General features: G+C 39.8%; 22 protein-coding genes and 1 pseudogene. 6 read left to right on the forward strand and 17 right to left on the reverse strand.

The features are described 5' to 3' along the window. Nucleotides 1-133 precede the first annotated feature (133 nt). The 16 genes from DS2_RS18045 to DS2_RS18125 all read right to left on the reverse strand — a co-directional run bounded on the left by DS2_RS18045 (nucleotide 134) and on the right by DS2_RS18125 (nucleotide 15,327). Nucleotides 134-505, reverse strand: coding sequence for a hypothetical protein (locus tag DS2_RS18045; protein WP_019677951.1), 372 nt, complete (start codon nucleotides 503-505; stop codon nucleotides 134-136). Between the two features lie 10 nt (nucleotides 506-515). After that, entirely contained in the window at nucleotides 516-938 is a 423-nt protein-coding gene (locus tag DS2_RS18050) for a hypothetical protein (RefSeq protein WP_035016395.1), read from the reverse strand. After that, a complete protein-coding gene (locus tag DS2_RS18055) occupies nucleotides 922-1,587 on the reverse strand; it encodes a methyltransferase family protein (RefSeq protein ID WP_016708241.1) in 666 nt (221 codons plus the stop codon). Before DS2_RS18055 ends, DS2_RS18050 begins: the two co-directional genes overlap by 17 nt. Next, nucleotides 1,580-1,915 carry a DUF2933 domain-containing protein gene (locus tag DS2_RS18060; protein WP_035016398.1) on the reverse strand — a complete coding sequence of 112 codons (336 nt, stop codon included), beginning with the start codon at nucleotides 1,913-1,915 and terminating at the stop codon, nucleotides 1,580-1,582. Before DS2_RS18060 ends, DS2_RS18055 begins: the two co-directional genes overlap by 8 nt. 9 nt (nucleotides 1,916-1,924) lie before the next feature. Further along, nucleotides 1,925-2,278, reverse strand: coding sequence for a cupredoxin domain-containing protein (locus DS2_RS18065; protein ID WP_035016400.1), 354 nt, complete (start codon nucleotides 2,276-2,278; stop codon nucleotides 1,925-1,927). A 25-nt stretch (nucleotides 2,279-2,303) separates the two neighbouring features. Further along, on the reverse strand, nucleotides 2,304-4,547 hold the full coding sequence (locus tag DS2_RS18070; RefSeq protein ID WP_035016401.1) for a heavy metal translocating P-type ATPase: 2,244 nt from the start codon (nucleotides 4,545-4,547) through the stop codon (nucleotides 2,304-2,306). A 101-nt stretch (nucleotides 4,548-4,648) separates the two neighbouring features. Next, nucleotides 4,649-5,062 (reverse strand): MerR family transcriptional regulator, encoded by a 414-nt coding sequence (locus DS2_RS18075; protein ID WP_035016403.1) that lies wholly within the window; start codon nucleotides 5,060-5,062, stop codon nucleotides 4,649-4,651. A gap of 290 nt (nucleotides 5,063-5,352) precedes the next feature. Beyond that, nucleotides 5,353-5,583, reverse strand: a complete 231-nt coding sequence (locus DS2_RS20930; RefSeq protein ID WP_235188643.1) for a hypothetical protein — start codon at nucleotides 5,581-5,583, stop codon at nucleotides 5,353-5,355. A gap of 50 nt (nucleotides 5,584-5,633) precedes the next feature. Next, nucleotides 5,634-6,530, reverse strand: coding sequence for a copper resistance D family protein (locus DS2_RS18085; protein ID WP_035016405.1), 897 nt, complete (start codon nucleotides 6,528-6,530; stop codon nucleotides 5,634-5,636). Between the two features lie 14 nt (nucleotides 6,531-6,544). After that, the gene (locus tag DS2_RS18090; protein ID WP_035016407.1) at nucleotides 6,545-6,892 is read right to left on the reverse strand and encodes a copper resistance CopC family protein; all 348 of its coding nucleotides are present in this window, start codon (nucleotides 6,890-6,892) and stop codon (nucleotides 6,545-6,547) included. Between the two features lie 39 nt (nucleotides 6,893-6,931). After that, nucleotides 6,932-10,078: an efflux RND transporter permease subunit gene (locus tag DS2_RS18095; RefSeq protein ID WP_035016409.1), complete on the reverse strand. Its 3,147-nt coding sequence runs from the start codon at nucleotides 10,076-10,078 to the stop codon at nucleotides 6,932-6,934. A 15-nt stretch (nucleotides 10,079-10,093) separates the two neighbouring features. Then, on the reverse strand, nucleotides 10,094-11,836 hold the full coding sequence (locus tag DS2_RS18100) for an efflux RND transporter periplasmic adaptor subunit (RefSeq protein WP_035016411.1): 1,743 nt from the start codon (nucleotides 11,834-11,836) through the stop codon (nucleotides 10,094-10,096). Beyond that, nucleotides 11,836-13,263 (reverse strand): TolC family protein, encoded by a 1,428-nt coding sequence (locus tag DS2_RS18105; protein WP_035016413.1) that lies wholly within the window; start codon nucleotides 13,261-13,263, stop codon nucleotides 11,836-11,838. Before DS2_RS18105 ends, DS2_RS18100 begins: the two co-directional genes overlap by 1 nt. After that, a complete protein-coding gene (locus tag DS2_RS18110; protein ID WP_035016415.1) occupies nucleotides 13,263-13,760 on the reverse strand; it encodes a DUF411 domain-containing protein in 498 nt (165 codons plus the stop codon). Before DS2_RS18110 ends, DS2_RS18105 begins: the two co-directional genes overlap by 1 nt. Nucleotides 13,761-13,867: 107 nt before the next feature. Further along, entirely contained in the window at nucleotides 13,868-14,665 is a 798-nt protein-coding gene (locus DS2_RS20935; RefSeq protein ID WP_235188644.1) for a hypothetical protein, read from the reverse strand. A 38-nt stretch (nucleotides 14,666-14,703) separates the two neighbouring features. Further along, entirely contained in the window at nucleotides 14,704-15,327 is a 624-nt protein-coding gene (locus DS2_RS18125) for a recombinase family protein (RefSeq protein WP_035016417.1), read from the reverse strand. Nucleotides 15,328-15,596: 269 nt separating this feature from the next. On the opposite strand from DS2_RS18125, the gene merR reads away from it, so the two are divergent. The 6 genes from merR to DS2_RS18155 all read left to right on the forward strand — a co-directional run bounded on the left by merR (nucleotide 15,597) and on the right by DS2_RS18155 (nucleotide 19,348). Next, nucleotides 15,597-16,049: an Hg(II)-responsive transcriptional regulator gene (gene merR / locus DS2_RS18130; RefSeq protein ID WP_008110844.1), complete on the forward strand. Its 453-nt coding sequence runs from the start codon at nucleotides 15,597-15,599 to the stop codon at nucleotides 16,047-16,049. 190 nt (nucleotides 16,050-16,239) lie between these two features. Next, nucleotides 16,240-16,587 carry a mercuric transporter MerT family protein gene (locus tag DS2_RS18135; protein ID WP_016899520.1) on the forward strand — a complete coding sequence of 116 codons (348 nt, stop codon included), beginning with the start codon at nucleotides 16,240-16,242 and terminating at the stop codon, nucleotides 16,585-16,587. A 46-nt stretch (nucleotides 16,588-16,633) separates the two neighbouring features. Next, entirely contained in the window at nucleotides 16,634-16,918 is a 285-nt protein-coding gene (gene merP, locus DS2_RS18140) for a mercury resistance system periplasmic binding protein MerP (RefSeq protein WP_008110847.1), read from the forward strand. Continuing rightward, entirely contained in the window at nucleotides 16,918-17,337 is a 420-nt protein-coding gene (gene merC / locus DS2_RS18145; protein ID WP_008467331.1) for an organomercurial transporter MerC, read from the forward strand. The genes merP and merC overlap by 1 nt, the downstream gene beginning before the upstream one ends. A 20-nt stretch (nucleotides 17,338-17,357) precedes the next feature. Beyond that, nucleotides 17,358-18,797 (forward strand): mercury(II) reductase, encoded by a 1,440-nt coding sequence (gene merA / locus DS2_RS18150; protein WP_051480001.1) that lies wholly within the window; start codon nucleotides 17,358-17,360, stop codon nucleotides 18,795-18,797. Between the two features lie 113 nt (nucleotides 18,798-18,910). Then, nucleotides 18,911-19,348, forward strand: coding sequence for a MerR family transcriptional regulator (locus DS2_RS18155; protein ID WP_008110853.1), 438 nt, complete (start codon nucleotides 18,911-18,913; stop codon nucleotides 19,346-19,348). 169 nt (nucleotides 19,349-19,517) lie between these two features. On the opposite strand, the pseudogene DS2_RS20355 reads toward DS2_RS18155, so the two are convergent. Continuing rightward, nucleotides 19,518-19,897, reverse strand: a pseudogene (locus DS2_RS20355) (Tn3 family transposase). Nucleotides 19,898-19,936 lie beyond the last annotated feature (39 nt).

Consider the following 19,936-nt stretch of genomic DNA (forward strand, 5'->3'; position numbering starts at 1 on the left):
CGACTTTAATTTTTATACAGATCTCAGGTTAAATATAAACCGAATGTAAGCAATAAAAGAGCTTTTATATAGGGTGTTTTCATTACTGTTACCTCATTTGACTAACTAATTATCTATACACTTTTTTATGAATTCATTTGTTTTTCCGGCCAGCCCCCGAAGGTGCTTGATGACAACTCCAAGGCTTATGAACAGAGTTATCTTTGATGTTCTGATCAACAAATTTATAGTAACTTTCTTTAGTATGTGTCCACCAATCATCATGAACATCTGCGCCATACTTACGGATTACCTCCTCAATCCCATCAAGGCTTACGTTTGCGGCATCATAGGCAAGGTGTATTTCACCTTCTTTGATGTTGTAACTAACTTCATCTATACCAAAAAGCTGATCTATTTCTTTTACTAACTCGTCACAGCTTTCTTCTGTGACATTGCTAAGCTTTAGATTTCGAACAACTAAATTCTGCTCTCTAACGCCAACTCTATGATCTAAATCGCTCATAATTTTTCTCCTAATGTTTGTGTGAATGCTGTTGATTGCTATCTTTAATTTCTTCCATTTTCCGGTTCATCTGCGGCATCATGTTCTCCATCATTTCTAAATGATGTTCAGTCATCTTGATTTGTTGATGCATGGGCATTTCTTCCATGTTTTTGTGCATGGATTGCATCATCTTCATCATTGAACGGTGATGTTCAACCATCATCTGCTGTTGCTTGTCAGGATCTTTTTCAGTTTTAATGGCATGGACTTCCTTTTTCATTTCCATCATCTTTTTATGCATTTCCCCCATGTTCTCATGTGGTATTGTCATGCCTTGATGCATATCAGCTTTGTTCGCACCTTCATGTTTATGCTCATTGTTTTGGGCAAATGAGCTAGTGGTTATCAGTAGTGAACCAATAAATAAAATGGATTTAGTTAACGTTTTCATGATTTTTACCTTCTACACTTTTATTAAAACTTGGGATCCAACTTGGTGTCGATTCCATATACCTGTGGTACTCCGAACCAAATTCAGCAATCGCTTGTGCTTCTTCGCGTTTCGCTAGCTTGACGTAAACAACGACTAAGATCGGAAACATCGCAAGTGTTGGGATTGTCGGCCACTGCAATAAAAAGCCGAACATGATTAGAATGAAAGCTACATACTGTGGGTGGCGACACCTTGCATACCATCCAGTTGTAGCCAATTGATGATGTTTTTGCGCGTGATGCAATACATTCCATGCTGAAGACAACATAAAGAAACCTGCAACAATAAACACCATACTCACTATATGAAATGGGTCCCAATGGGCATCACCTTGAAATCCAAAGAAAGTATGTAATAAATGCCCATTTTCATGCGCAAAGAAATTTACTTCTGGATAGGTCTCCGTCAGCCACCCCGACAGAAAATAGATAGTTAAAGGAAAGCCATACATTTCAGTAAATAGGGCAACAATAAAGGCAGAGAACGCGCTTAGACTTCTCCAATCAGTTGATGTTTTTGGTTTGACAAAACTAAAGGCAAAAAAGATAAAAATTGCTGAGTTCAGTATCACCATTGACCATAAGCCATAATCATATGTTTCATTCATCACTGCTCTCCTTTGTATGTGATTCCTTACGTGCCTTTTCTAACCCTTGTATGTAGCCATCGCGATAGGCTGCATTTTTATCCGTGAGTTCTTGAAAGCTCTCTTCCTTTTTTTCATCAGGCGCATGTGAATGATCGTGACCATGTTTACCATGACTGCCATGCATAAATACGTGCATCAAGGGGCATAGCAATAAAATCAAGTAGGGAAGAAATTGCAGCGTATGTTGACCATGCTCAAGCACTAAGAAGTAGGTCACTGCGGCAATAAGTGCCAGTGCAGCCCAGCCTGTAGGTGTTGACCAAAAATTAGGGTGTTGATTTTTCATGTTGCCCTCCTAAACGACTTTTAAGACACCGCGATACATGTGCATCTGACAGTGAAACTCATGCTCTCCCGGTGATAAGTTCAATAGGGTAATTTGAGTAATTTCATTTAATTTAAGCTGTTCGCTTATATCCAATGAAGGAATAAGCATTGTTTCAGCGCAGGGGGATTGATCTTTGCGCATAAACTTCAGAGTGACAGGTTGGCTAGCAGACACCTGAATTGAGGATGGGGAATACACGCCATCCCTCACTTCAATGAGTACTTCATTACCTTGAACGATTGTTTTATTGGGTTTATATAGCCAAAACCACCAAACAATCAGCGCGATTAACATTAAGCCTAATAAGTTAATAACCATCATTGTGATTCTCCTTAATGCTTACTTTCTATGAGTTTTTGGCTTTAAAAAAGCGAAGTCGATTTGCATTTGACACTACAGTCAATGACGAAAAAGCCATTGCAGCACCTGCAATTACAGGGCTAAGCAGAATGCCAAAGAAGGGATATAGAACCCCCGCAGCAAAAGGAATCCCGGCTACGTTATAGACAAACGCGCCAAACAAGTTTTGTTTGATATTTCGTAAAGTAGCTTTGCTTACCGCTATGGCATCAGCAAGGCCATGAAGTGAACCACGCATTAGGGTAATGTCAGCACTTTCGATAGCTACATCAGTCCCTGTGCCTATTGCGAAGCCAACATCGGCTAACGCTAGCGCAGGAGCATCGTTGATGCCATCTCCTGTCATACCAACAATTTCGCCGCCTTCTTGTAGCTCTTTCACCTTGTTGGCTTTATCTTCTGGCAGCACTTCAGCAAGAAACTCACTAATACCCGCTTTTTTAGCTACGGCGGCAGCGGTTTCCTTGTTATCACCCGTTAACATGATGACGCGTATACCATTAGCCTGAAGCCGTTTGATAGCAGAGATTGAGTCTGACTTGATAGGATCTGCAACAGCAATGATTGCTGCAAGTTCACCATCTACAGCAAAGTACATAGGTGTTTTGGCTTCTTTGGCTAAAGACTGTGCTTGTTCAACAAAGCCTGTGAGGTCTATGCCTTTTAACTTCATTAGTTTATCGTTTCCGAAAAGCAGGGCTTTGTTGTTGCAGCTTGCTTCTACACCAAAACCCGTAATGGCGTTAAAGGCTTCAATTTTTAGTAACTCAATATCCTGATCTAACGCACTTTCAACAATCGCTTGCGCTAAAGGATGCTCTGAGCCGCTTTCTAAACTTGCTGCAAGCTGTAGTACGTCTTTTTCGTCAGTAGCTTTTGCTAAAATAATATCGGTTACCTTAGGTGCCCCTTCAGTAATAGTGCCCGTTTTATCTAAAATCATGGCAGTGATTTTAGAGGCGGTTTGCAGTGCCTCACCGTTGCGAATAAGCACTCCGGCTTCTGCTGCTTTTCCTACTCCCACCATGACAGACATGGGTGTTGCCAAGCCTAAAGCACACGGGCAGGCAATAATAAGCACAGTAGTTGCTGAAACGATGGCAAATGCAATGGCTGGCTCAGGTCCAAAGTTAAGCCATGCTAGCGCACTTAACACAGAGGTGATCATCACGACAGGTACGAAAAAAGCTGAAATAACATCGGCCAAACGGCCAATCGGCGGTTTTGAATTTTGTGCTCGTTTCACCATATTGATGATCTGTGCAAGCGCCGTGTCTTTACCAACGCGTGTGGCTCTAAATAAAATCATGCCTGATTTGTTCAAAGTACCTGCGACAACCTCATCTTCTTCAGCTTTTTCAGCAGGCATAGGTTCGCCTGTCAGCATGGACTCATCAATAGAGGTGTGTCCTTCCAATACCACGCCATCGACGGGAATTTTTTCACCCGGTTTTACCTTCACAATATCGTTAAATAAAACCTGCTCAATTCCTATCTGAACTTCTTTGTTGTCACGAACCACGGTTGCTGTTTTGGCTTGCAAGCCGATAAGACGTTTAATGGCCTCAGAGGTTTTACCTCTGGCTTTGATTTCTAATGCTAAACCTAAATCAATTAAGCCAATGATCATGGCGGTAGCTTCAAAATAAACATGCCGTGCCATCAATGGAACAGCGTCAGGTGCAAACACGACAACCATCGAATACAACCAAGCTGTACTTGTTCCTAAAGCTATTAGAGTGTCCATATTGGCTGAATGATTTTTGAAGCTCTTCCATGCTCCTACATAGAAATGCTTGCCTGAAAAATATATAACACCAAAAGTTAAAATGCCTACAACCAACCAAGAAATTCGTTCAAGGTTTGTTTCAACCGTCATTTCTCCAACCACAATGCTGTAGATCATCAAAGGAACGCCGAGTGAAAGGGCAATAAACGTATCGCGCATTAGCTTTTTGTAATATGCAAAATCCGCCGCCTCTTTCTCGTCAAGCGCATATGTTGCCGAGCTATCATCAATTGGCTTCGCGTTATACCCCACTGACTCAACAGCTTTGACCAATTCTTCTGTCTTAGCTGTCCCATAAACTGTTACTGTCCTATCAGCAAAATTCATTTCCGCACTGACGACTCCAAGAGTTGCATTTAATGCCCCTTCAATTTTGCCTACACAGCTAGCACACCCAGCGCCTTCAATGATAAGCTGTTGGTTATGTGATACTTTCTCCAACGTACTCTCCTTACTTTTACACGAAGAGGATTGAGCTTTTGCCTGACAGCAACAGCCTGATTCAGTTTTTATATTTGTGTTAGTAGCCACCCTTTTTCCTCCTATGCTTTTTTAATTTGCTCAAAGTTTTCGATGAGATGACAAACCATGTTTGCAGTCGGTGCTTTGTCTTCCATTTCTTCCCATCGAGAAAGCGCAGAAGACATTTTTCCTCGAAGTGCCAACATTGCTTGAAACTGCTTTTCTGTTTCTTCAAGCCGCTCTTTGATCAGGCTTCTGACTAATGGGCACGCACTTTTACCATCTTCAGATTCATTAATAATTTCCTTGATATCTGCAACGGAAAAACCAAGGTTTCTGGCACTTAAAATGAATTTAAGTCTCGATACTTCTTTATTCGAGTATGACTTGTAGCCGTTCACTGACTTAGCTGGGTTAAGTAACTTTAAGCGAGTATAGTACCTGACAGTATCGGGTGTTGTTCCAAACTCTTTGGCTAATTCGGTAACTTTCATAAACAATCCTAACTCAATAAATTGATTAACTAAGCTCAGTTTAAACCTGTGTGTAAGACACAGGTCAAGCCTAATATAATAATTTCTAATTTAATGTGACCAGTGGATGTGTTTGATTTTACATTCACCGTTTTGTTTTTCTAGCACCATTGTTTTCATACCTTGGTAATCGCGCTATTTACGCTTGTGAATACCTATGGAGTGTCTACGCGAGGCTGATATTGGGTATTACCAAATAACATCACTTGGTGCTCTAGTGATTCGCTCTTCATAGCCGCAAAGCACTCATATCAGACAACATATGATGATGAGCGTATCCGTCTGCACTTCTTTGTTTCGACATGCCCCTCATAAATGGTGACATCATCAGTTAATTGAGCACGCGCAAGCTCTTTGTTACTTGGTTTTAACGCTTCATTAAAAGCTAATACAACCATTGCGGCAGGGGTATCTAGTCCTTTGAATATTCTTTTATCTTTTTGTTTGTCACCATGAGCCTGAACTCCAAAGTTAAACGTCATTAATAGAACGAGTAGTATATTTATTTTTTATTTTCATTCTCTTTTTAGGTTTAATTTACAGGGCCGACAATACTAGTAAGCACTGCTGTTACAGATAAAATGGCAATAGCTACAAACATTTCAATTGAGATTGATTTGGATAATGCTTTTCTGCCATCGTTGCTTTTGAGTTGCGGAACTAATTTCAATTTGTGTGTAGCGGCTATCGTCAATATGCTAGTCACTAGTAACAATTTAACTAATATGGTTTGTCCATAATTACTAGTAAGAAGAGCCTCTATTCCGCCAACCAACTGAATTACCAATAATAAGCCTGCGATTAAAAGTAAGCTCACCATGACGCTAGCTTGTTTTCCAAACCTTTCCATTATTTGATAGAGCTTTTCAAGTTCCAACATATCGCAGGCTTTTTTAAGAGGATAAAGGGCACCAAACCACCATGCCATAACTATGACATGTACCATTAATAGCCCTTTTTCAAATACTCCCATTTCGGAAACATGCCCAACCAACGTATAAGAGTAAGAAAAAACAAGTAGACATATGACTAGCAAGAGTTGTAGGACATTTAAACTTCGATTTCTTACTGTCATTGGAGAAGAAAAAACTACTAACATTATTGCCCCAATCAAACCAATTGAGCGCCAAATTGCAGTATCGCCTATGGATGAATCCCACATGATAATAATCATATCAAGGTCTAAAACCCCACCAATTCCTTCTTCAGCTATTGCACCCGTATTAGCAAAAAACCAGACAGTATTTGCTATAAAAGCGATTAAGGCGGTCATAAAGGTAATTTGACTAAACGACCTTTTATCTTCAGTTTTCATCGTATTGCCGCTATACGATCCTCCCCAAAATGTATATCCAGCTATGCAAGCAAAGCCCACGTAAAACAAAATTTTTGACAAAACTATGATTGCATTCCAGATATACATTTCCATAATGATTACTCTAATTAATGAACCATGAATCCAAAGCTATTCTTCATTTTATGACCGTCATTACCTAAGAAAGTCACGTCCACGATATAATTGGCGGGAGACAATTTAGGTAATTTCCACGAAAATGTGCCGTTTGCTTCTTTTGAAGGTATAAAACCAAATTTTACTTTTTCCCCTTGCTTATTTTTTAACAATACTTTGACTAAACGCACTTCTTTACTGAACTTAAGTTTAAGTTCTTCCGGTGTTTTCATTAACATTGCATTATCAGCAGGCACGGTTTTTTCAAGATGCACATGCGCAAATACCGCACTACTAAAAACGACACTGATTACGGTTAAAAATTTAATTAATGTTTTCATATTTACCTCATTTTTAAGTTTATAATTTAACGACGAAATTTATTTTTTGGATAGCGCTTGATTGAAGATATTTATGTCTCGCTTCTTAACAATTGAATAAATTGCTGGCAGTACAATGAGTGTTAGTAATACTGCGCTTGTCATTCCGCCTACCATAGGCGCAGCTATGCGGCTCATGACCTCAGAACCTGTACCTGTTCCATATAAAATAGGGAAAAGACCAATGATGATTGTAGCTACCGTCATCATTACTGGACGAACTCGTAAGCCAGCACCGTGCAATAATGCATCTTGATATGCATCATCTGAGATGAGTTCTGCTCGCTCCACCGCTTTTTCCTTAAGCTCAGCAAGTGCTTGATTGAGATAAACCAGCATTATCACGCCAATCTCAACCGCAACACCAGCTAGAGCGATAAAGCCCACACCAACAGCTACTGAGAAATTAAACCCTTCTAGATACATCAACCATAAGCCACCGATCATTGCCATTGGCAAAGTCACAATAATGATAGCCACTTCACTAAATGCTCTGAAGTTTAAGTAAAGCAAAATAACAATAATGGCGAGTGTCAATGGCAGTACATAGGTGAGCTTTTCTTTCGCTCTTTCCATATATTCGTATTGCCCAGCCCAAGTAATTGAATAACCTGCTGGTAGTTTTAGATTATTAGCCAAGTGTATTTTTGCACTTTCAACATAAGTACCTACGTCAACACCGTCTATATCGATAAACGTCCAGCCATTTAAACGAGCATTTTCACTCTTAATCCCCGGCGGACCGTTCTCAACTCGAATATCTGCGACATCACCTAGTGCAATGCGTTGACCTCTTGGTGTTACAACAGGTAATCGTGATAGCTGCTCAGGAGAGTCTCGATAGTCTTGCGGATAGCGTAAGTTAACAGGGTAACGCTCTTGACCTTCTACTGTTTGCGTCACATTCATGCCGCCAATAGCAGTAGAAACCACTTGTTGGACATCTTCGATATTTAACCCAAAGCGACTTGCCTTATCTCGTGAAATATCAACCTTAATATATCGTCCACCTGCAACGCGCTCAGAATAAACTGACGCTGTGCCTGCAACTTCGGGTAAAACTTGCTCTATTTGTTGGCCGATTTCCTGAATTACATCAAGCTCTGGTCCGGCAACTTTAATACCCACAGGCGTTTTTATGCCTGTTGCTAACATGTCAATGCGGGTCTTGATTGGCATGACCCAAGCATTGGTTAAGCCCGGAAATTTAACCAACTTATCAAACTCAGCTTTTAACGACTCAGTTGTCACGCCTTCTCGCCACTCCTCCCGTGGCTTCAATTGAATAAAGGTTTCAATCATGGTTAGAGGCGCAGGGTCAGTTGCGGTTTCAGCTCGTCCTACTTTACCGAATACAGTTTCAACTTCTGGCACAGTGCGAATAAGCTTGTCTGTTTGCTGCAATAACTCCCTTGCTTTACCAATTGAAATACCGGGATAGGTAGTAGGCATATACATGAGATCGCCTTCATCCAATGGCGGAATGAATTCACTACCAATTTTATCGACAGGCCAAAAGCCAACGATAGTCACTAATATTGCTGCTACTATTGTCGATTTTGGAAACTTCATGACTTGCTTTAAAACAGGCATGTAGATAGCAATCAATAATCGGTTTAACGGGTTTTTCTTTTCAGAAACAACTTTGCCTCGAATAAAGTAGCCCATCAAAACAGGCACCAATGTGATCGCCAAACCTGCTGATGCCGCCATTGCATAGGTTTTTGTATAGGCGAGCGGAGAGAACATTCTTCCTTCTTGCGCTTCCAAGATAAATACAGGTAAGAATGAGACTGTAATGATCAGTAAGCTAAAAAATAGTGCAGGGCCTACTTCACTCGCAGCCTTAGCAACAATTTGCCAGCGATTTTCATCTGTTAGTGGTGTTTTCTCCATATGCTTGTGCATATTTTCAATCATCACTATTGCACCATCAGTCATCGCACCAATCGCAATAGCGATACCGCCTAAAGACATAATGTTGGCATTGATGCCTTGCATATACATGATAATGAACGACACCAAGATACCTAATGGCAGAGTAACAACTGCCACAATAGATGAGCGAAGATGAAATAGGAAAGCCACACAGACAATAGCAACGACTGCAAGCTCCTCTAGCAACTTGCTCCAAAGATTATCAACAGCACGATCTATTAACTTCGATCTGTCATAGACAGGAACAATCTCCACCCCCTCTGGTAGAGAAGATTTAAGCGATTCAAGTTTTTCTTTTACCCCGTTTATGGTTTGTTGGGCATTTTCACCAAAGCGCATAACGACAACACCACCAACAACTTCGCCTTCACCATTAAGCTCTGCGATACCACGGCGCATTTGAGGCCCTAAATTTACGGTAGCAACATCACCAATACGCAATGGCGTGCCTTGCTCGTTAATACCAAGTGGAATTTTCTCTATGTCTCCAACTGATTGAATATATCCCGTAGCAGTAACCATATATTCAGCTTCCGCCATTTCCACAACGGATGCGCCAGTTTCTTTATTGCCTCGTTTAAGTGCCATTTGGATATGACTTAACGGCACGTTATAAGCTCTGAGCTTGTCGGGATCGACTTGTACCTGATATTGCTTAACCATACCGCCAACGGCGGAAACCTCAGACACGCCCGGAACAGTTTGTAGTTCATACTTTAAAAACCAGTCTTGAATACTTCTTAATTGGCTTAGATCATGATTTCCTGACTTATCTGTTAAAGCGTAGATGTATACCCAACCCACACCTGTCGCATCAGGTCCTAATTGTGGTTTTGCCGAATCAGGCAGGCTTGATGCTACTTGGCTTAAGTATTCAAGTACTCTGCTTCTAGCCCAATACAAATCAGTATCATCATCAAAAATAATGTAGACGTAGGAATCACCAAAGAATGAGTAACCACGAACAGTTTGCGCCCCCGGCACTGACAACATGGCTGTAGTAAGAGGAAATGTCACTTGATCCTGCACTACTTGTGGTGCCTGTCCCGGATAGCTCGTCTTAATTATCACCTGCACATCAGAAAGATCGGGGAGTGCATCTACTGGCGTTTTTTGTAATGAATACAAACCACCAAACGCGATAATTAAGGTAACCAGCAATACAAAGAAACGATTGCCAATTGACCATCTAATAATTGATTCAATCATTATTTTTCTCCCAACTTAATGATTCGAGTGATCAACGACCGGCTTATTTTCCTTGCCGTGTTGTTCATCTGATTCAAGAGAGATTTCAGTGATAACTAAGTCATCTCTAACCTCAAAAGTGAAAGTGACATTATCACCAACATTGAAATCAACTATTTCTATATTGTCCGCGACGATAAAATCCATCGTCGCAGCAGGTCTATCCCACTTCTCTATTGGGCCTCGGCTAATATTTAGAATCCGTGTATCAATATCAATCGCATTAATTAAACCTGATACTGTTGCTGATGATGCTTCAGGCTCACTCATGATATGAATTCCAGTAACTTCATATCCACCGTCTTCGGTTTTGCTCACTTCAAAGTGCAAAGATTGACCAGACTTCAGTGAATCAATATCTACCTTTTCACCTACATCGAAGTCCATTGTCATTTCAGGCCAATCCCAAGCCTCAGCAGGACCATGAGTAATATTAACCATACGATGTCCCGCCATGACGCTGTTGATTTCGCCTTCCATCCAAACAGAGTTAGGCACTTCATCATGAGTCATTCGTTTAAAGTCAGAGCTTTTACTTGATTCAGAATCAATCAAGAATTGGGCAGATGTCACCACAACGTCATCTTCATTTAAGCCGTCTAATATTTCGATGCTGTCGATATCAACCCGGCCAATAGTCACTTCAATAGATTTAAATTGCCCATCACCCAAGGCAAGTACAACTCTGTCTTGTTTCCCAGTGCGAATGACGGCTTCTTTAGGTACGAGTATCGTGCTATCAGCTTGATTAGCGTGAATAGATACTTGGGCAAACATGTTTGGTTTTAATTGATAGTCTGGGTTATCAAATTTCAGTCGCACTCGGAGTGTGCGTGTTTTACTGTTCAATGTTGGATAAACATAATCAACGACACCAGCCCAGTCCTCACCTGGTAAATAATCCAGTGTCATTGATACAGGAAGTCCTTTTTTAATTAAGGCTGCGTCACGTTCAAACACTTCTGCTTCAACCCAAACTTGATCTAGCTGGCCAATGCTTAATAAGGTGTTTCCCGGCTTTACATAAAAACCTTCTCTAACCTTCAAACCATCGACAACACCTGCTTGTGGTGAATAAAAGGTAATTGTTTGCTGAACCTTTCTTGTCTTTTCTAACTTTTGAATGAAATCTGAAGAAAGCTGTAACGCTTTAAGGCGATCTTTCGCCGCAGAAATTAAAGAACTATTATTTCGCTTTAACGCTATTAACAGTTCTTCTTGTGCGTTAACTAACTGAGGAGAATATAGTGTATAAAGAGGCTGCCCTTTCTCTACAGGGTTACCTGCTGCTTTGATGTAAAGTTTTTCAATCCAGCCATCAACCCGTGGGTGGATATGAATTAGCTTATCTTCATCATATTGAACGTAACCTACCGTTGAGATTTCAGTATGCATATTTTTCAGTTCAACAGGTGCAGTGCGAACCCCAAGGTTATTCACTACATGAGGCGCAATTTTTACTGCTCCGGGGCCAAAGTCATCACCAGATGATCCTTCCTCATACACAGGAATTAAATCCATCCCCATAGGCGACTTACCGGGCTTGTCCCGGCGGTAATTAGAATCCATCGGTGCAACCCAATACAGAGGCTTTTTCTCTCCTGATGTAGCTTCCTCAGTATCACTGTTTGAGCCTGCACCTTGATATAAGCTCAATGCTCCTGCACCTAGTGCTGCCCCAATAATGACGGCAATAATTGTTTTCGTATTCGTTGACATTATTTTTCTCCAAATTGCTTATTGGATAAGTGCTGATTAGTTTTGTGCGAAGTGTGCAATGGCTTATGTTCAGCATTTGATTTAGATTGAGAATGCGCAAAGAAATAGTTGATGCGAGCAACTGTTTTAAGGGCATCAACATCAATTCTTAAGGCTGATATTCTGGCATTTAATTCTGCGATTCTTGCTCGAACAACTTCGGCAAAATCACCATCATCGTTGGTGTATGCCGTCAAAGACGCTTCCGCTTGGTCATGAGTTTGTTTAAGGAGTTGTTCTTGATAGATAGATTGTCTATCAGATAAGCGTTTAAGCTGTCTAAGCTCCTTTTCCACCTCACTGATCATTTGTTTTGTCAGCAATAACTTCTCGGTTTTAACCGCTTCTGATTCAGCAATAGAAGCTGCAACTTGCTTATCTTGCCTATTTTCTGTGAACAACGGTAAGTCAAACGTTACCCCAACAGAAAATAAGTCAGCTCGGTTATCACCAGAAGGCATATTGTCACGATAGGCATAGCTTGCATTGACACCCCATTGCGGCTCATATTGCTGTTTAGCTAATTCAACACCTTTTTCTGAAGCTTTGCGTTTCACATCAATTGCCAGTATTGCTGGATGATTCGCAAGTTCCTGAGCCAATCGATTTCGTGAGTAATTAGATGCTTTAAGAACGGTTGGATTCTTTAATCGAATCGAAGGCAATTCTTTTGAAACGCTAAACTCTAGTGGTTGTGCATCAAAGTTGAATGATTCATTTAAGCGAGCAGAATCGTAAATATGAAGCCACTCATTAAGACGAGCGATTGTCGTTTCTAGTTTCTGCTTTTGCGAAGTTAATCTGTCATCTAACTGCACGATTTCCAACTGAGCACGAATAACATCTTGCTGTCTGGTTTTACCAACAACGTTTGAGTAGCTAGCTTTAGCCACCTCCGCCATCTGCTCAAAGAGAGACCAATCATCTTCAATCAATTTAATAGTTTTCTGGGCTAAGTAAGCATCTAACCAAAGTTGTGACACTTGGCTTTTCAACTTAGCTTTACGATCCTCTCGTAGCAGTGGAAATTTCGTGGACTCAATTTGTAACTGGTCTTGCTTGATCTCTAGACTGTCGCCTCTCGGAAACATTTGAGAGACGCCAACCGTTAGCTGAGTCATTCCTTCCTGATCTAAATCCCAAGTATCTGTTGGTAAATTCATTATCCCTAGCGATACTTTCGGATCAGGCAAAGTACCTGAAGCAATACTTCTATTTTCAACTGCACTTTGTTTCAATCGGCTACCATGAAGCCAAGGATCATTTTGCTGAGCTAAGGTGATAGCTTGTTCAAGCGAGACTACTTTCTCAGCTTGAGCTGAGAATACAGATAAGCCGAGTATTAGTGCAGTTGAAAGTGAAGTAAGGTTTGAAGCGTTCAATTTCATTAGAATTGCTCCTCGTATGTCTTAACTTTTGCATAGACTTTACTCGTTCCATCTTTAAATAAAATTAATACGTTATATGACATAAAGCGGTCATCGACTTCCATACCGGGAGAGCCAACTGGCATTGCTGGAACTGAAAGCCCAATCGCATTGGGATGTTCTTCTGATAAGAACTGCTGAATAAATTTAGCAGGTATATGACCTTCAAAGGCAAATCCATTTCTACTCACTGCCGTGTGGCATGAACGGTAATTAGGTTTGATACCATACTTAGTTTTGATGTTGCCGATGTTTCGGAAATCTTTGGAATGCGCAACGATCCCTTTGTCTTCAATATGAGTTATCCATTTTTTACAACACCCACAAGTAGGGGTTTTATAAACGATTAACTCCAAAGGTGTTACGTCGTTATTGTGTGCATGGTTATGTTCGTTGGCGTTTGCAAACGCAGGTGAAAGCAGCATTACTACTGCTATTTTTAAATACTTATTGATCATTTTTGCCCCCAGACATCGCTGGAAAATATCTATAGCGCTACGACGCTATATTGACTAACAGAAAAATTAATTACATGTGCGCGAAATTTGGACGCACTAATCCTGTATTAGGCAAAAATTGGTGGACGATAAAGGGAAGTGGAAATTGAATGAGGTTGTTTAGATTGCAGAGCAGCTACAGATTCACTGAATATTTGAATATCTGTCGAATCAACACTGGAATTTAGGACTGTCTTAGATGAGCAAGCATTTGTAGGACAAACACATTCAACACCACAACAATCTTCTGATTGACCGTTACTGCTTTTATTCATATCACCATGCTCCATTCCTTCATGATGACTCATCTTGGAATGTTCCATGTTCATGTGTGATTCGTGAGAACCTAATGACATTTCGCAAGACATAGCAGAATACGCAAATGCTTGCCCTACAAAGGCAACCAGCATAAGCGTTATTACTAAGACTTTTGAAAATGCTTTAGACATAAAATTCTCATAAAAATATACTTGGTCTATGCTAATACAAATTTTCGAATAAGTAAAATTGATTTCATGTAAACATCCTTTTTGTAAGTCTGTGTGTTTGTGGTGAATCACTTCGGGTTTGATTTGCGCTGCTTGGTTTTTGTTTTTTCGTCCATGCGCTTTGCGTGTTGTGCTTTTAGCTAGATTAGATTTTAAGCTTTCTGATGATTGAACTATCCCTGCCAGTTTTCTAAGTTTACTGATGGTGATGTCGTTATCACTGAGTTTTTCTTGCATACTGGCTAGCGTTAATAACGCACCCAGTAACAATTCACAATCTTCTGGTGAAAGTGTTAATTGGTGGTCTTTGGCTTGTGTTATCCGTTCAATCAGAGCATCCAGTTCTTGGCTGCTGATATCGGTAAAAGTTTGCGTCATTATCTTGGGGTTTTGCGCCCATCCCCTCGAAATTAACCTTAGTCTAAATTTTTAAGCCTTTTTCTAACTCTAATTACCGTACTTCGACTAACTCCAACTGCTTCAGCCGTTTTATTAATACTAAATCCAGCTTCAGTAAACGAGGCAATCCTATCATGAGCCTCTAAATCAGGCTGACGACCGTGATAAAGTCCCTTTTGCTGTGCTTTTACAATACCTTCTTTTTGCTTACGTTCACGTTCTCGATATTCTTTATATGCACTGGCCGCTAATATTTCTAACAGCATATTATTAATAGCACTAAGTATTGATCTCATAAAATCATCACTTGGAAAACTGCCAAATGTTAAATGACTGGTTGGTAGATCTAAACTAACAACACTAATTCCTTTTTCATTTATTGAGGCTACAAGAGTTTTCCAATCATCAGGGCTTAGCCTTGTTAAACGATCGATTGATTCAACTAACAAAACATCACCGGACTCTGATTCATCCAATAAACGAATTAGCTCTGGTCTATCTAAAGAATTACCAGATTTATTTTCTATATAAAAAGAAGCAATTCGTTTGCTGAAGCCAGAAACGAATTTTTTTAATGAGCTTTTTGCTCTATTTGCATCTTGCTCAGAAGTTGATGCTCGTAAATATGCTCTTATGAACATTTTTGCCTAATTAGGTCTATTTAGATGGTGTCATATCATATAGGTTTATTTAAGTGGTGTCATTACGTAATTGCCTGTGATATATTAACAGTATCTTTAGGGTGTACTCATGTAGAACTGCATGTAATAACACTAATTTGGACTTTGATAATGAAAAAGGATAAACCATACATTGTTGTGGTTTAATATTGTTGTAACAACGGTAACTTTACTTATTTAATAGAAGAAAAAACAAAATCAATTAGCGATGTTTAAACTGGTATTCATTGATGGTCACTTTAATTAGATATAAAGTAAGTAAACAAAAAGTCAGTAAGGTAATTGATAACGTGTCTAAACGAACCATAAGTATGTTGGCTAAAGAACTGAGTGTAAATGTCGAAACAATTCGCTTTTATGAACGCAAAGGCTTAATTAAACAACCACCAAAGCCTATGCAGGGCTATAGACATTACCCGAAAGAAACGGTAAATAGAATACATTTTATCAAGCGTTCTCAAGAATTAGGTTTTACGCTAAATGAGATTGAAGGGTTACTTGCGTTAAACGATAGTCCATGTAGTAAAGTACAAGAATTAGCTAATAAAAAACTGATCGCAGTACAAAAAAAGATGGCTGACTTGTTGTTGTTAGAACACGCTTTGGAAGAACATTTAGGACAATGCCAAAATAATGATGACGATAGCCACTGCCCAATAATTGATTCGTTGCAACCGAAGTAAATGATTCACTTAACTACCATTTCCCACTAAAACAGCATATCCAATTTTACTTCTGCGCCTTAATTCAAGTTAGCTTATTCCCCGTATCTGTCGTAGCAGATTATCAAAGATAAATTTTTTATAAATCACCCTTGACTCCGTACTTAGGTACATGCAATACACTTGCATTATCACTTAATGAGGTATCTATATGAATCAAAAAGAATCAAACCTTCCAATGATAGGAGGCATCATAGCAGCATTAGGCGCAGGCGTATGCTGTGTAGGTCCTTTGCTCCTGTTATTACTTGGGGTAAGTGGCTCATGGATTGGTAATTTAACTGCATTTGAACCCTATAGGCCATTATTTATCGCATTTGTAGTGTTGTTGTTTGGTTACTCAGGTTGGAAAATTTACCGTCCTGTAGAAGAGTGTGAGCCGGGAACGGCCTGTGCAATTCCTAAGAAACAGCAACAACGAAAAGTCATTTTCTGGCTGAGCGCTATAGTTGCGACAATTTTAGTGACCAGTAATTATTGGATACTTTTGTTTGCTTAATATACAGATCAAGAAATTTATAACATTTTAAAATTTGGAGCTAATTATGAAAAAATTATTATTAACCGCACTGCTTTCACTTTCTAGTTTTGGTGCTTTTGCTGAAGTAAAAACAGTTACACTGGAAGTGCCAACGATGAACTGTGCGACATGTCCAATCACAGTTAAAAAGTCATTAGAAAATGTTGATGGCGTTGAAAATGCGAAAGTTACCTACAAGCCTAAGCTAGCTGTTGTTTCTTTTGATGACACTAAAACCAACATCAATGCATTAATTGCAGCGACTACCAACGCTGGCTACCCTTCAAATTTAAAAAGTGAAAATAAGTAATGTTTAGCCCCTTAGAACTAGTTACGCGTATCGGAGATAAAGCAGGCTCTATAGGTGCACTTGTTTCGGCAATGGGATGCGCCATGTGTTTTCCCGCGATAGCTAGTCTTGGTGCGGCAATTGGGATGGGATTTCTTAGTCAGTGGGAAGGGGTATTTATCAATACGTTGTTACCACTGTTTGCAGTATTAGCGCTGGCAATGAATATCTTAGGCTGGTTTAGCCATCGTCAATGGCACCGTAGTTTTATCGGTTCAATTGGCCCCATTTTGGTTTTACTCTCTTTATACCCTTGGTTCCAGTACGGGTGGAGTTCATACGTTACTTATACGGGGCTAGGACTAATGGTTGCTGTATCAATTTGGGACATGGTTTCTCCTGCGAATAAACGCTGTGATGATGAAACTTGTACCGCTTAACTTTTTAAGAGGAATAAAATATGTCAACGAATAGTTGTTGCTCGTCAAATGACATCCAGCCAGAACAATTACATGTAGCCATTATTGGTAGTGGTTCAGGGGCCTTTGCCAGTGCGATTAAAGCAGCAGAAGGCGGAGCAAGAGTTACTATCATTGAAGGAGCCGATGTAATCGGAGGTTGCTGTGTAAATGTCGGCTGTGTTCCTTCAAAAATATTGATCCGTGCTGCGCAATTAGCGCATCAGCAACGTACTAACCCGTTTGATGGTTTAGAAAATATTCAGCCACAACTTAGCCGCTCCTTATTAGCACATCAGCAAAACGCTCGCGTCGAAGAACTACGCGATGCTAAATATCAACGTATTTTAGAGAGTAATCCCGCGCTATCTTTACTTAAAGGTTATGCACGTTTTAAAAATCAAAATACCTTGCTAGTTCACAAGTCTGATGGTAGTGAAGAAGAGCTGGTTGCAGATCGCATTTTAATTGCAACAGGCTCTACACCAAGCATTCCGCCAATTAAGGGTTTAGTTGATACACCTTATTGGACATCAACAGAAGCCTTATTTGCAGAAGAGTTACCGAGTAGTCTAGTTGTCACCGGCTCCTCCGTTGTTGCTCTGGAAATTGCGCAAGCTTATGCCCGTTTAGGTAGCCGTGTGACAATTCTAGCCAGACATACCCTTTTATATGCTGAAGATCCGTTATTAGGTGAAAAACTGGCAGAGTGCTTTGAAAAAGAAGGTATTAGGGTACTTAATAATACGCAAGCAAGTCATGTTTCTTATGATAGCAATGGTTTTTCATTGGAAACTAACGAAGGAACATTAATCGCTGAAAAATTGCTTATCTCTACGGGTCGCCATGCAAATACTGGAAAGCTTGGTTTAGAAAATGTTGGTGTTGAAACAGATAAAAGTGGTGCCATTGTTGTTAATAGTATGATGGAAACATCAACAGCTAACATTTATGCCGCTGGAGATTGCTCCAATATGCCACAATTTGTTTATGTTGCTGCTGCTGCCGGAAGTAGGGCTGGAATTAATATGACAGGTGGAAATGCGCAACTCGACTTATCTACCATGCCTGCTGTTATATTCACCGACCCACAAGTTGCTACGGTAGGTCTAACCGAAGTACAAGCTTCAGCGGTAGGAATAAATACGATAAGTCGTGTACTTGATATGGAAAACGTACCAAGAGCTTTAGCAAATTTTGAAACGGATGGTTTTATCAAGTTGGTAGCTGAAGAATCCACGGGAAAACTGATAGGCGCACAAATTTTAGCCCATGAAGGCGGAGAACTGATTCAAAGTGCGGCTCTTGCTATTCATAATAAAATGACAGTCGAAGAATTGGCAGGTCAACTATTTCCGTATTTGACGATGGTTGAAGGATTGAAGTTATGCGCTCAAACCTTTAGCAAAGACGTTAAAGAGCTATCTTGCTGCGCAGGGTAATCATTTAACGGTAATGTACTTACAGAAATGTTAATGGAGTGCCAATTGATTGAATGTAATCAAGATATCTTAAGGCATTCCATTAGCAACACAAATTGGAAGCATGCTAAATCATGATTAAATCTAAGGTTGAAAACATTCCTGTTGGTGAAGTCAGTTTTTTGACAGAGATACCTGACATCAATAAGTTCATTAGTAGTGATGATGATGCGTTGGATTTTCCTTTGAGTATTTCTCAACTGGCACTAGCTGCACAAACATCTGTCCATACGGTAAGAAATTATGTTCTTGAGAACTTAGTACACTGCGAAGAAAAAACTAAGTCAGGCCATTCACTTTACGGCTTATGTGCATTAAAGAGATTAAAGTTCATTCGAGCAGCAAGGGCGGCAGGTCTTCTTGTAGTTGATATCAAGCCATTACTAATGGCAATAGATGCAGGAGAAAGAAAAGTTCCTGAAGACATCCAAAAGCTGCTACTTACTAAAATCGAGCATAGAAAAGTATTTTTAAATCTAGTAACAAACCAAATTGAAGAGTTTTGCAATTAGAACAATTATAGAACAGTTCATGGCTCGACTAAAAACTTGTTAGCTTATCTGTTTTCTATCAATGTTAGCTTGTATATATCAAGCATATAGAATATCAACACCTCCAATTTTTAATGGCACTTTGATGCGCAGTACCTTTTGAATTAGAAATACAAACAGATGGCATTCTTTAACTTATTGATTCTACATCACTAAGTAAACCAGCTAAGTCGATTTCTTTGCGGTCTTTATTAAAGGCATATTCCCCATTTAGATTAATGTGTTGCCAAGCAACAGGTGAAAGCCGAGAAATAACATCAACCACATCTTGCCTACCGTTCCTCTCTTGGATTTGTAAAAATGCCGATAGTAACGCGGAATTATAATAAATAATGCAATTTGAAATGAGTCGAGCACAATCGTTCCATTGTGATACTTGGTAATCATTCCCCCACGAAATTTATTGCCATTAACTGAAGTAATAGCACGTTTTAACTGATGGTATGCTTCACCTCTGTTCAAGGCTTGCTGGACGTAATGACGCAACGTTGAATTATCAACATACTCCAAAACATAAATAACCTGAGATCTGTATAAAAATTAAAGTCG

The sequence above is a fragment of the Catenovulum agarivorans DS-2 genome (assembly GCF_000568405.1).
GTDB lineage: Bacteria > Pseudomonadota > Gammaproteobacteria > Enterobacterales > Alteromonadaceae > Catenovulum > Catenovulum agarivorans_A.